Raw genomic sequence first — 13678 nt, forward strand, 5'->3', positions numbered from 1 at the left:
CGATGACTTGATCGACTTCCCCGGCCCCTGGTCGACCCGCAGAGCGGACCGACCAGGGGGCGGGGTCGGCGATTACCAGCGGTAGTGGGCGAAGGCCTTGTTGGACTCGGCCATCTTGTGGGTGTCCTCACGGCGCTTGACTGCTGCACCGAGGCCGTTGCCGGCGTCGAGGATCTCATTCATGAGGCGCTCGGTCATCGTCTTCTCGCGACGCTGGCGGGCGTAGCCGACGAGCCAGCGCAGCGCGAGGGTGGTCGAACGAGCGGGACGGACATCGACCGGGACCTGGTAGGTCGCACCGCCGACGCGGCGGGAGCGGACCTCGAGGGACGGACGGATGTTGTCGAGGGCCTTCTTGAGGTTGGCAACGGGGTCGTTGCCGTTCTTCTCACGAGTTCCCTCGAGAGCACCGTAGACGATGCGCTCGGCCGTCGACCGCTTGCCGTCGAGCAGGATCTTGTTGATCAGCTGCGTGACGAGGGGCGAGTTGAAGACCGGGTCGATGACGATCGGTCGCTTGGGTGCGGGACCTTTGCGCGGCATTACTTCTTCTCCCTCTTCGCTCCGTACTTGCTGCGGGCCTGCTGACGGCCCTTGACACCCTGGGTGTCGAGGGAACCGCGCACGATCCGGTAGCGCACACCCGGGAGGTCCTTGACACGGCCGCCGCGGACGAGCACGATCGAGTGCTCCTGCAGGTTGTGTCCCTCGCCGGGGATGTACGCGGTCACTTCGATCTGGCTCGAGAGCTTGACACGAGCGACCTTGCGAAGAGCCGAGTTCGGCTTCTTGGGGGTCGTGGTGTACACACGGGTGCACACGCCGCGACGCTGGGGGCTGCCCTTGAGGGCAGGGGCGTCGGACCCTGCGGACTTGTTATGCCGTCCTTTGCGGACGAGCTGCTGGATTGTCGGCACTAAGCGTTCTCCATTGCTTCTCGATGAACCTAATTCCCACATCGGCCGCGCATGCGCGTCTGTGAACCGTGGGACATATCCGACTGAACACCGGGTGAAGCTTGACTCCCGATGCCAGTATCCGCGCGATGCCACGCACCCTGCGGTCGGGAGTGTCGCAAGGACACGCGCGCACAGAGATCCGCGGTTTCGGCGGCCTGCGCCGGTCGCACTCACACTGGTCCCAGGCCTCACAGAACACCTGGCATGATCGTCCGACGACGCAGATAACACAATCAGTCGCATCCCAGAATATCGCGTGCGCGAGCCTCCGGTCAAAACCACCGGCGCCCTGCCGGGACGGCGGTCGACCGAGCCCGCAGACGCGAGACCGGGGTCACACGGCCCTCAGACCCCGCCGCCGCCTCGGCGACGTCGCACGAAGCAGGCCCCGCTTCCTTGACTCGTTCAAGAAAACGGTGCAGGGTGAAGGTGTGTCGGAGGAACAACGCGTGCACGCCGAGGACTATTCCGCGACCCTGCGGAGCAGCTCCCTGCGCGTGACGAAGCAGAGGGTCGCGGTGCTGGCGGCGGTGGACACCCACCCCCACGCCGACACCGAGACCGTCATCCGGTCCGTCAGGGAGAGCCTGCCGGACGTCTCCCATCAGGCTGTCTACGATTCGCTGCACACCCTCACCGAGGTCGGCCTCGTCCGGAGCATCCAGCCGTCCGGGTCCGTGGCCAGGTACGAGCGGCGCATCGGCGACAACCACCATCACCTCGTCTGCCGGTCGTGCGGTCTCATCGTCGATGTCGACTGCACGGTCGGCCATGCGCCGTGTCTGAGTCCGTCGCACGATCACGGATTCGCCGTCGACCAGGCAGAGGTGACGTTCTGGGGGCTCTGCCCCGACTGCCGCAGCGGCGGTTCGGGCCCGAGCGACCAGGGCGAGGGATCACCGGAGCCGTTGTCCCCTGACGTGTGAGCCGGCGCAGACGCCTGCGGGCGCCCGCTGCCGACGACAACAGCTGAGTCGCCTCGCGGCTCGAACCGAAAGGAACCCCATGTCCGAAACCTCAACCACGGGCGGCTGCCCGGTCGTCCACGGCGACGCGGCGGCCACCCCGACCACCGAGCCCGGGTCCCTGACCTCCCCGATGCAGGGCGACGCCAACTCCCACTGGTGGCCCAACCGCCTCAACCTCAAGATCCTCGCGAAGAACCAGCCGGCCCGCGACCCCATGGACGAGGACTTCGACTACGCGGCAGAGTTCAACAGCCTCGACTACTTCGCGCTCAAGGCCGATCTCGCCGAACTCCAGCGCACGAGCGAGGACTGGTGGCCGGCGGACTTCGGCAACTACGGTCCGTTCATGATCCGCATGGCCTGGCACTCGGCAGGCACCTACCGCGTCCAGGACGGTCGCGGCGGCGGTGGCGAGGGTCAGCAGCGCTTCGCCCCGCTCAACTCGTGGCCCGACAACGTCGGCCTCGACAAGGCCCGCCGTCTGCTGTGGCCGCTGAAGAAGAAGTACGGCAAGAAGATCTCCTGGGCCGATCTCTTCATCCTCGCCGGCAACGTCGCCCTCGAGCAGATGGGCTTCAAGACCTTCGGCTTCGCCGGCGGACGCAAGGACGTCTGGGAGCCGGACAACGACGTCTACTGGGGCTCGGAGACCGAATGGCTGGGCACCGACAAGCGCTACGCGGGCAACCGCGAGCTGCAGAAGCCGCTGGCGGCGACGACGATGGGTCTCATCTACGTCAACCCCGAGGGTCCTGAGGGCGAGCCCGATCCGCTCAAGGCCGCCGCGGACATCCGCGACACCTTCGGCCGGATGGCGATGAACGACGAGGAGACCGTGGCCCTCATCGCCGGCGGTCACACCTTCGGAAAGACCCACGGCGCCGGCCCCGAGAGCCACAAGGGCGCCGACCCCGAGGGCGCAGCGCTCGAGGAGCAGGGCCTGGGCTGGAAGTCCGACTTCGGCACCGGGCACGGCAACGACTCGATCGGCAGCGGCATCGAGGTCACCTGGACCTACCACCCGACCCGCTGGGACAACGAGTTCTTCCACATCCTCTTCGCCTACGAGTGGGAGAAGTTCGAGAACGAGGGCGGCCACATCCAGTGGCGTCCCATCGACGGCGGCGGCGACGACATGGTCCCGATGGCCCAGGGCGAAGGACGGCGGGAGCCCCGCATGCTCACGACCGACCTCTCCCTGCGCTTCGATCCGGCCTACGAGAAGATCTCGCGCCGCTTCAAGGACGACCAGGCGGCCTTCGAGGACGCGTTCGCCCGGGCCTGGTTCAAGCTCACGCACCGTGACATGGGCCCGGCCACCCGGTACCTCGGACCCGAGGTTCCCACCGAGGAGCTCATCTGGCAGGACCCGGTTCCGGCCGGAACTCCGCTGGGCGACGGTGAGCTCGAGCTCGTCAAGGCCGCGGTCCGCAACTCGGGCCTGAGCGTCTCCCAGCTCGTCTCGACGACGTGGGCAGCCGCCTCCTCGCACCGCGTCTCCGACATGCGCGGCGGCGTCAACGGCGGGCGCCTGCGCCTCGAACCGCAGCGCGACTGGTCCGCGAACGAGCCCGCGAAGCTCGCCGAGGTGATCGGCGTCCTCGAGGGCATCGCCGACCAGACCGGCGCCTCCTTCGCCGACGTCGTCGCCATCGCCGGCGCCGTGGGTGTTGAGACCGCTGCCGCTGCCGCCGGCCACGACATCACCGTCCCGGTCTCCACCGGTCGCGGCGACGCCTCGCAGGAGCAGACCGACATCGAATCGTTCTCCTACCTCGAGCCCACCCACGACGGCTTCCGGAACTACCTCACCCCGGGCCTGCCCCTGGCAGCGGAGTACCTCCTGCTCGACCAGGCGAGCCTGCTTGGACTCACCCCCTCCGAGCTCACCGTCCTCATCGGCGGTCTGCGCGTCCTCGGGGCGAACTACGAGGACTCCGAGCTCGGCGTGTTCACCGACCGCAAGGGCGAGCTGACGAACGACTTCTTCGTCAACCTCCTCGAGCTCGGCAACACGTGGAAGGCCGTCGGCGATTCGGCGACGACCAACCTCTACGAGAACTACTCCCCCAGCGGTGAGAAGCTGTGGTCGGGCAGCCGCGTCGACCTCCTCTTCGGTGCGAACTCCGAGCTGCGCGCCATCGCCGAGGTCTACGCCTCCGATGACGCGAAGGACAAGTTCGTCGCCGACTTCGTGCGCGCCTGGACGAAGGTCGTCGAAGCCGACCGCTACGACCTCAAGCGCTGAGCCGCACCCCCTCGCCGAGGCGGTGGCACGGATCCCGTGTCCCCCGCCTCGGCGAGGGCACAGTTCCGCATCGCACGGGCGGTGTCCCATCCTGGGGCACCGCCCGTGTGCTGTTCTGGGGCACCGCCCGTGTGCTGTCCCCGGTCGGCGGGTGTGGTCCCCGCTACACTGGTGACCATGTCCGACGAACAGCCAGAGCTCCCCTCCCGCCCGCGGATCCGCGCCTCTGACAAGGACCGCGACGCCGTGCTCGCCGTCATCACCGACGCCGTCTCGAACGGTCGCCTCGACCCCGAGGAGACCGCGGAGCGGCAGGACGAGGCGATTGCGGCGAAGTACCTCGACGAGCTCATGCCGCTCATCGTCGACCTTCCCGAGGGCCACGACCTCCACCGATTGCTCGAGGCGCAGACGGGCGGGACGACCCCCGGGTCGCAGATCGTCCCCGGCAACCGACCCGCACCGCTGTCGCCGCTGGCAGCACCCGGCACCTCGGCGCCGGTGAACTCCGTGGCGATCATGTCCGGGCGCGAGATCGACGTGCCCGCCGGCACCGCCGAGGTGACGACGTACGCGCTCATGGGCGGGGACAACATCGACCTCTGCGAGGTCATGGGCCCCGGCGTCACCGTCGAACTCCACTCCTTTGCGATGTGGGGCGGCAACGACATCTACGTCCCGCCGGGAGTGCGGATCAAGGACGAGACGGTCAACATCATGGCCGGCAACGAGATCCGCCAGTCGGCCAGGGGCGACGGATCGAACGGAACGCTCGTGCTCAAGGGCATGTCGCTCATGGCCGGCCACGACATCCACCTGGCGAAGGGCTACCGAGGAAAGGACCAGGGACAGCTGACATGAGAATCGGGATCCTCACCTCCGGCGGCGACAGCCCCGGACTCAACGCCGTCATCCGCGGCATCGTCCGCAAGGGCATCCGCTCCCACGGCTCCTCGTTCGTCGGGATCAGGGACGGCTGGCGGGGACTCCTCGAGGACGACGTGTTCGAGATGTCGATGCTCGATGTCCGCGGCCTGTCCGGACGCGGCGGCACGATCCTCGGCACCTCCCGCACTCACCCCTACGAGGACGGCGGTCCGGCACGGATGCGCGAGGTGATGGCCGCCCACGACATCGATGCGATCGTCGCGATCGGCGGCGAGGGGACGCTTTCGGGTGCCTCGCGACTCGTCGAGGAGGAGGGGCTCAACATCGTCGGGGTGCCGAAGACGATCGACAACGACCTCGACAACACCGACTACACGTTCGGCTTCGACACCGCCCAGTCGATTGCCACCGAGGCGATCGACCGGCTGCGCACGACCGCTGAGTCGCACCACCGGTGCATGGTCATCGAGGTGATGGGCCGCAACGTCGGCTGGATCGCGCTGCACTCGGGTATGGCCGGCGGCGCGCACGCGATCCTCATGCCCGAGTTCCCCGTCTCGATGGACCAGATCGGGCAGTGGGTAACCTCGGCGAGGGACCGCGGTCGCGCCCCGATCGTCGTCGTCGCCGAAGGCTTCGTGCCCGAGGGCCTCGACGAGCAGATCGCCGACCGCGGTCTCGACAGCAGGGGCCGGGCCCGGCTCGGCGGCATCGCGAACTACCTCGCACCCCTCATCGAGGAGACCACGGGCATCGAGACCCGCGCGACGATCCTCGGACACCTGCAGCGCGGCGGCTCCCCCACCGCGTATGACCGGGTGCTCTCGACCCGGCTCGGCATGGCCGCAGCCGACCTCGCCCACGACGAGCAGTGGGGGAAGATGGCGAGCCTCAAGGGCACCGACATCGTCGCCGTCGAGATGGCCTCGGCCGTCGACAGCCTCAAGACGGTGCCGCTCGACCGCTGGGAAGAGGCGCAGGTTCTCTTCGGGTAGCCGCGATCCGCGCGGAAGGCGTCGCAACCGCGCGAGCGGCGGCCCAAGCGCTGAATGCACGAGGGGCACCCACCGTGTCGGTGGGTGCCCCTCTGCCGTTCAGACCTCAGGCGGTCTGGAACTCAGACTCAGCTGAAGGCGCCGTAGTCGTAGTCCTCGAGCGGGATCGCGGAGCCGGAGTCGGCGCCGATGCCCGCGTAGAAGTCACCGTAGCTGTTGGTGAACATCTCGGCCTTCGCCTCCTCCGTCGGCTCCACAACGATGTTGCGGTGCGTCTGGAGGCCGGTGCCGGCCGGGATGAGCTTACCGAGGATGACGTTCTCCTTGAGCCCCATGAGCGTGTCCGACTTGCCTTCCATCGCGGCCTCGGTGAGGACGCGCGTGGTCTCCTGGAAGGACGCAGCCGAGAGCCACGACTCGGTGGCCAGCGAGGCCTTCGTGATGCCCATGAGCTCGTCACGGGCCGAAGCCGGCTGTCCGCCTTCGGCGACGACGCGACGGTTCTCCGCCTGGTAGCGGCCGCGGTCGACGAGCTCGCCGGGCAGCAGGTTGGTGTCGCCCGACTCGATGACGGTCACGCGACGCAGCATCTGCCGCACGATGACCTCGATGTGCTTGTCGTGAATCCCCACGCCCTGCGAGCGGTACACCTTCTGCACCTGCTCGACGAGGAAGCGCTCGGCCTCACGGCGACCGCGGATGCGCAGCACCTGCTTCGGATCGACAGCACCGACGACGAGCTGCTCGCCCGCCTTGACGTGCTGGCCGTCCTCGACGAGGAGGCGGGCGCGCTTGGAGACTGCGTGCTCGATCTCCTCGCCGCCGTCATCGGGGGTGATGACGACGAAGCGGGTCTTGCGGCTGTCGTCGATCTTCGCCCGACCGGTCGCCTCGGCGATGGGGGCGAAGCCCTTCGGGGTGCGGGCCTCGAAGAGCTCGGTGACACGGGGCAGACCCTGGGTGATGTCACCCGAGGACGCCGCCACACCACCGGTGTGGAAGGTGCGCATCGTCAGCTGCGTGCCGGGCTCGCCGATCGACTGGGCAGCGACCGTGCCGATCGCCTCGCCGATGTCGACGAGCTTGCCGGTGGCCATCGAACGACCGTAGTGCATCGCCGAGATCTGCGTGTCCGAATCCGCGGTGAGCACGGAGTAGACCTTGAGCTCTTCGATGCCGGCGGCCACGAGGGTGTCGACGACCTCAGCGGTGACGTCCGTCTTCGCCGGGACGATGACATTGCCGTCGGCGTCGGTGACGTCGGAGACCGTGAGACGGCCGTAGACGCTGGTCTCGACGAACTCGTGCGGAACGAGGTTGCCGTCGTGGTCGCGCTCGGCCACGGGCAGGGTGATGCCCTTGGTCGAATCGGTCTCCGCGGTGCGGATGATGACGTCCTGCGAGACGTCGACGAGTCGACGCGTGAGGTAACCGGAGTCGGCGGTACGCAGCGCCGTGTCCGCGAGGCCCTTGCGGGCGCCGTGGGAGGCGATGAAGTACTCGAGCACCGAGAGTCCCTCACGGTAGTTCGACGTGATCGGACGCGGGATGATCTCACCCTTCGGGTTCGTCACCAGACCGCGCATACCGGCGAGCTGACGGACCTGCATCCAGTTGCCGGACGCACCCGAGTCGACAAGGCGGAGCACGGAGTTCTCCTCCGGGAAGTTCGTCCGCATCACCTGGTCGACCTTCTCGGTGGTCTCGGTCCACAGCTTGACGAGCTCGTTGCGGCGCTCGTCGTCGGTGAGCGCACCGAGTTCGTACTGCTGCTGGACCTTCGTGTCGAGCGCCTCGGCGTTGTCGAGGATCTCCGTCTTCGCCTCGGGCGAGACGATGTCCGACATCGCCACGGTGATGCCCGAACGAGTCGCCCAGTGGAAGCCGCCGGACTTGAAGTTGTCGAGCGTGTGCGCGACCTCGACCTTCGGGTACTCCTCGGCGAGGTGGTTGACGATCCGGCTCAGCGCCTTCTTGTCGATCGTCGAGTTGACGAACGTGTAGTCGGCGGGCAGGTACTCGTTGAACAGGGCACGGCCCAGCGTCGTGGTGACGTCGAGCGGCATGCCCGGCTCCCAGCCCTCGGGAACCTCGAGGTCCGCACCCGGAACGACGTTCTCGAGGCGGATCGTCACAGCCGAACCGAGGTCGAGCTCGCCGTGGTCGAAGGCCATGATGGCCTCGCCGAGGCTGGAGAACGACCGGCCCTCGCCGGCGAGTCCCTTGCGCTCCGAGGTGAGGTGGTAGAGGCCGATGATCATGTCCTGCGAGGGCATGGTCACGGGCTTGCCGTCGGAGGGCTTGAGGATGTTGTTCGCCGAGAGCATGAGGATGCGGGCCTCAGCCTGCGCCTCGGGGCTCAGCGGCAGGTGGACAGCCATCTGGTCACCGTCGAAGTCGGCGTTGAAGGCCGAGCACACGAGGGGGTGGAGCTGGATGGCCTTACCCTCGATGAGCTGCGGTTCGAACGCCTGGATGCCGAGGCGGTGCAGCGTCGGTGCACGGTTGAGCAGCACCGGGTGCTCGGTGATGACCTCTTCGAGGACGTCCCACACCTGCGGGTGCTGACGCTCGACCATCCGCTTGGCCGACTTGATGTTCTGCGCATGGTTGAGATCGACCAGGCGCTTCATCACGAACGGCTTGAACAGCTCCAGGGCCATGGTCTTGGGCAGACCGGCCTGGTGGAGGCTGAGCTGCGGACCGACGACGATGACCGAACGGCCCGAGTAGTCGACGCGCTTGCCGAGCAGGTTCTGACGGAACCGGCCCTGCTTGCCCTTGAGCATGTCGGAGAGCGACTTGAGCGGGCGGTTGCCCGGTCCGGTCACAGGACGTCCGCGACGGCCGTTGTCGAACAGCGAGTCGACGGCCTCCTGGAGCATCCGCTTCTCGTTGTTGACGATGATCTCGGGGGCACCGAGGTCGAGGAGCCGCTTGAGGCGGTTGTTGCGGTTGATCACACGACGGTAGAGGTCATTGAGATCCGAGGTCGCGAAGCGACCGCCGTCGAGCTGGACCATCGGGCGCAGCTCGGGCGGGATCACCGGGACGACGTCGAGGACCATGCCCTCGGGGTTGTTGTCCGTGGTGAGGAACGCGTTGACGACCTTGAGGCGCTTGAGCGCGCGGGTCTTGCGCTGTCCCTTGCCGGTGTTGATCAGCTCGCGCAGCTTCTCGGCTTCGGCCTCGAGGTCGAAGTCGAGGAGGCGCTTCTGGATCGCCTCGGCGCCCATGGCACCGGTGAAGTAGAGGCCGAAGCGGGCGAACATCTCGCGGTAGAGGCTCTCATCGCCCTCGAGGTCGTTGACCTTGAGGTTCTTGAACCTGTCCCACACCTGCTCAAGACGGTCGATCTCGCGATCGGCGTTCTTGCGCAGCTTGTCCATCTCCTTGTCGGCGACATCGCGCAGCTTCTTCTTCGCCTGGGCGGAGCCGCCCTCGGCCTCGAGCGCTGCGAGATCCTCTTCGAGCTTCTTGGCGCGACGGTCGATGTCAGCGTCGCGGCGGTCGCCGATCTGCTGCTTCTCGACGTCGATCTTGTTCTGCAGGCTCGGCAGATCCCGGTGACGGGACTCCTCGTCGACAGAGGTGATCATGTACGCGGCGAAGTAGATGACCTTTTCGAGGTCCTTCGGCGCGAGGTCGAGCAGGTAGCCCAAGCGCGAGGGGACGCCCTTGAAGTACCAGATGTGGGTCACGGGAGCGGCGAGCTCGATGTGGCCCATGCGCTCACGGCGCACCTTGGCACGGGTCACCTCGACGCCGCAGCGTTCGCAGATGATGCCCTTGAAGCGGACGCGCTTGTACTTTCCGCAGGCGCACTCCCAGTCACGGGTGGGACCGAAGATCTTCTCGCAGAAGAGTCCGTCCTTCTCCGGCTTGAGGGTGCGGTAGTTGATGGTCTCAGGCTTCTTCACCTCGCCGTGGGACCAGCCGCGGATGTCATCCGCGGTGGCGAGACCGATCCTCAGCTCATCAAAGAAATTGACGTCAGGCACGTAAATCCTCTTTCCTGGCGATGGACTCGTGGTCCATCAGAAATTCTTGTGTCGGTTGGAGTGGAAGTGCTCAGACTTCTTCGACGGTCTGGGCTTCGCGGTAGGACAGGTCGATGCCGAGCTCTTCGGCTGCGCGGTAGACCTCGTCCTCCGAGTCGCGCATCTCGACCTGGCCACCGTCGGAAGACAGGACTTCGACGTTGAGGCACAGGGACTGCATCTCCTTGATGAGGACCTTGAACGACTCGGGGATTCCCGGGTCGGGCAGGTTCTCACCCTTGACGATGGCTTCGTAGACCTTGACGCGGCCCGGGATGTCATCGGACTTGATCGTCAGCAGCTCCTGGAGCGTGTACGCAGCGCCGTAGGCCTCGAGGGCCCAGACTTCCATCTCACCGAAGCGCTGACCGCCGAACTGCGCCTTACCACCGAGCGGCTGCTGGGTGATCATCGAGTACGGGCCGGTCGACCGCGCGTGGATCTTGTCGTCGACGAGGTGGTGGAGCTTGAGCATGTACATGTAGCCGACCGAGATCGGGTACGGGAACGGCTCACCAGAGCGACCGTCGAACAGCTGGGCCTTGCCCGAGGAGTCGATGAGTCGGTCTCCGTCGCGGTTCGGGGTCGTGGCGTCGAGCAGTCCGCGCAGCTCCTGCTCGTGGGCACCGTCGAAGACCGGGGTGGCCAGGTTGGTGCCGGCCTCGGCTTCGCGGGCGAGCTGCGGAAGCTCCTCGGCCCACTCGGGGTTGCCCTCGATCTTCCAGCCCTGCTTCGAGATCCAACCGAGGTGGATCTCGAAGACCTGGCCGATGTTCATACGACGGGGCACACCGTGCGGGTTGAGGATGACGTCGACGGGGGTGCCGTCGGCGAGGAACGGCATGTCCTCGACCGGCAGGATCGTCGAGATGACGCCCTTGTTGCCGTGACGGCCGGCCATCTTGTCACCGATCGTGATCTTGCGTCGCTGGGCGACGTAGACGCGGACCATCTGGTTGACGCCCGGCGAGAGCTCGTCGTCGTCCTCACGGTCGAAGACGCGCACGCCGATGACGGTGCCGATCTCGCCGTGGGGCACGCGCAGCGAGGTGTCGCGGACCTCACGGGACTTCTCACCGAAGATCGCCCGGAGCAGACGCTCCTCCGGGGTCAGCTCGGTCTCACCCTTCGGGGTGACCTTGCCGACGAGGATGTCGCCGTCGGTGACCTCGGCGCCGATGCGGATGATGCCGCGATCGTCGAGGTCGGCCAGGGCGTCGGGCGAGATGTTCGGGATGTCCCGGGTGATCTCCTCGGCACCGAGCTTCGTGTCGCGGGCGTCGACCTCGTGCTCCTCGATGTGGATCGAGGAGAGGACGTCGTCCTGGACGAGGCGCTGCGAGAGGATGATCGCGTCCTCGAAGTTGTAGCCCTCCCACGACATGAACGCGACGAGGAGGTTCTTGCCGAGAGCCATCTCGCCGTTCTCCGTCGACGGTCCGTCGGCGAGCACAGCACCGGCCTCGACGCGGTCGCCCTCGTCGACGATGATGCGCTGGTTGTAGGACGTGCCGTGGTTCGAGCGCTTGAACTTCGCTGCCCGGTAGGTCTGCATCGTGCCGTCGTCGGCGAGGACGGTGACGAAGTCAGCCGAGACCTCGGTGACGACGCCCGCCTTCTCCGCGACGATGACGTCGCCGGCGTCGACGGCCGCACGGTACTCCATGCCGGTGCCCACGACGGGGGCCTCGGACATGACCAGCGGCACAGCCTGACGCTGCATGTTCGCACCCATGAGGGCGCGGTTCGCGTCGTCGTGCTCGAGGAACGGGATGAGCGCCGAGGCGACGGACACCATCTGACGTGCGGAGACGTCCATGAAGTCGATCTGGTCGCGGAGCACCAGCTCGGCTTCGCCGCCGCCGCCCTTCGGGCGGGCGAGGACCTCTTCCTCGGCGAAGCGCTGATCGTCGGTCAGCGGGGCGTTCGCCTGCGCGATGTTGTAGTCGAGCTCGTCATCCGCGGTGAGGTACTCGGTCTCGTCCGTGACGACGCCGTCGACGACCTTGCGGTACGGGGTCTCGATGAAGCCGAACGGGTTGATCCGGGCGTAGGACGCGAGCGAACCGATGAGACCGATGTTCGGACCCTCGGGGGTCTCGATCGGGCACATGCGGCCGTAGTGCGACGGGTGGACGTCTCGGACCTCCATCGCCGCGCGGTCGCGCGAGAGGCCGCCGGGTCCCAGCGCCGAGAGGCGGCGCTTGTGGGTCAGACCCGCGAGCGGGTTGTTCTGATCCATGAACTGCGACAGCTGCGAGGTTCCGAAGAACTCCTTGATCGCGGCGACGACGGGACGGATGTTGATGAGCGTCTGCGGCGTGATCGCCTCGACGTCCTGGGTGGTCATGCGCTCGCGCACGACGCGCTCCATGCGGGAGAGGCCCGTGCGGACCTGGTTCTCGATGAGCTCGCCGACGGCGCGGATGCGGCGGTTGCCGAAGTGATCGATGTCGTCGAGCTTGACGCGCACCTCGATCTCCTCGCCGTCGCGCTCACCCTTCGTCGTCTCGACTCCGGCGTGGAGGGAGACGAGGTAGCGGATGGTCGCGGCGATGTCGTCGACCGAGAGCACCGAGTCCGACAGCGGGGCATCGACGCCGAGCTTCCGGTTGACCTTGTAGCGGCCGACCTTGGCCAGGTCGTAGCGCTTGGGGTTGAAGTAGAGGTTGTTGAGCAGGTTGCGCGCAGCCTCGGCGGTCGCGGGCTCGGCGGGACGCAGCTTCTTGTAGATGTCGAGCAGCGCCTCCTCCTGCGTGGAGACGGTGTCCTTCGCCAGGGTCTCGCGGATCGACTCGAACTCGCCGAACTCCTCGAGGATCTTCGACTCGGTCCAGCCGAGGGCCTTGAGCAGCACGGTGACCGACTGCTTGCGCTTGCGGTCGAGGCGGACGCCGACCTGGTCGCGCTTGTCGACCTCGAACTCGAGCCATGCACCGCGGGAGGGAATGATCTTCGCGGAGAAGATGTCCTTGTCCGTGGTCTTGTCGACGCTCGACTCGAAGTAGGCGCCCGGCGAACGGACCAGCTGCGAGACGACGACGCGCTCGGTGCCGTTGACGATGAACGTGCCCTTGTCGGTCATGAGCGGGAAGTCGCCCATGAAGACGGTCTGGGACTTGATCTCGCCGGTGTTGTTGTTCATGAACTCGGCGGTGACGTAGAGCGGCGCCGAGTAGGTCATGTCGCGTTCCTTGCACTCGTCGATCGAGTACTTGGGAGCTTCGAACCTGTGCTCACGGAACGACAGCGACATCGATCCGCCGAAGTCCTCGATCGGCGAGATCTCTTCGAAGATGTCCTCGAGACCGGAGGTGGTCGCGACGGAGTCGTCTCCGATTTCGATGGCCTCGGCGACGCGGTCCTGCCACGCTTCCGATCCGATGAGCCAGTCGAAGCTGTCGGTCTGGAGTCCGAGCAGGTCGGGAACCTCGAGCGGTTCGCGGATCTTCGCGAACGAGATTCTCTTGGGGGGATTAGCGGTCCTGGTGTTATCGTTGGCGGCGGCCAATGGGATCCTTCCGAGTGCTTCACCAATTGACGCGTTGCCACCCCACCCCGACCGGCTGCCGATCCGTGT

General features: G+C 66.8%; 8 protein-coding genes. 4 read left to right on the plus strand and 4 right to left on the minus strand.

The features are described 5' to 3' along the window. Positions 1–72: 72 nt before the first annotated feature. Together rpsG and rpsL are read right to left on the minus strand one after the other, a co-directional pair. Positions 73–543, minus strand: coding sequence for a 30S ribosomal protein S7 (rpsG, locus tag AACX88_RS11885; RefSeq protein WP_009379177.1), 471 nt, complete (start codon positions 541–543; stop codon positions 73–75). Continuing rightward, positions 543–917 carry a 30S ribosomal protein S12 gene (gene rpsL, locus AACX88_RS11890; RefSeq protein WP_009379175.1) on the minus strand — a complete coding sequence of 125 codons (375 nt, stop codon included), beginning with the start codon at positions 915–917 and terminating at the stop codon, positions 543–545. The genes rpsG and rpsL overlap by 1 nt, the downstream gene beginning before the upstream one ends. Before the next feature lie 473 nt (positions 918–1390). On the opposite strand from rpsL, the gene AACX88_RS11895 reads away from it, so the two are divergent. From AACX88_RS11895 to AACX88_RS11910, 4 genes are all read left to right on the plus strand, one after another. Beyond that, on the plus strand, positions 1391–1885 hold the full coding sequence (locus tag AACX88_RS11895) for a Fur family transcriptional regulator (protein WP_339393209.1): 495 nt from the start codon (positions 1391–1393) through the stop codon (positions 1883–1885). A 79-nt stretch (positions 1886–1964) separates the two neighbouring features. After that, on the plus strand, positions 1965–4175 hold the full coding sequence (gene katG / locus AACX88_RS11900; protein WP_339393210.1) for a catalase/peroxidase HPI: 2211 nt from the start codon (positions 1965–1967) through the stop codon (positions 4173–4175). A gap of 177 nt (positions 4176–4352) precedes the next feature. Continuing rightward, a complete protein-coding gene (locus AACX88_RS11905; RefSeq protein ID WP_339393211.1) occupies positions 4353–5036 on the plus strand; it encodes a DUF1707 SHOCT-like domain-containing protein in 684 nt (227 codons plus the stop codon). Further along, a complete protein-coding gene (locus tag AACX88_RS11910; protein ID WP_009379164.1) occupies positions 5033–6058 on the plus strand; it encodes a 6-phosphofructokinase in 1026 nt (341 codons plus the stop codon). The genes AACX88_RS11905 and AACX88_RS11910 overlap by 4 nt, the downstream gene beginning before the upstream one ends. Positions 6059–6186: 128 nt before the next feature. On the opposite strand, the gene AACX88_RS11915 is transcribed toward AACX88_RS11910, so the two are convergent. Further along, a complete protein-coding gene (locus AACX88_RS11915) occupies positions 6187–10059 on the minus strand; it encodes a DNA-directed RNA polymerase subunit beta' (RefSeq protein ID WP_339393212.1) in 3873 nt (1290 codons plus the stop codon). A gap of 70 nt (positions 10060–10129) precedes the next feature. Next, a complete protein-coding gene (rpoB, locus tag AACX88_RS11920) occupies positions 10130–13609 on the minus strand; it encodes a DNA-directed RNA polymerase subunit beta (protein WP_009379160.1) in 3480 nt (1159 codons plus the stop codon). Positions 13610–13678: the final 69 nt, after the last annotated feature.

Source organism: Brevibacterium metallidurans, from assembly GCF_037101285.1.
In the GTDB taxonomy this organism is placed as follows: Bacteria; Actinomycetota; Actinomycetes; order Actinomycetales; family Brevibacteriaceae; genus Brevibacterium; species Brevibacterium metallidurans.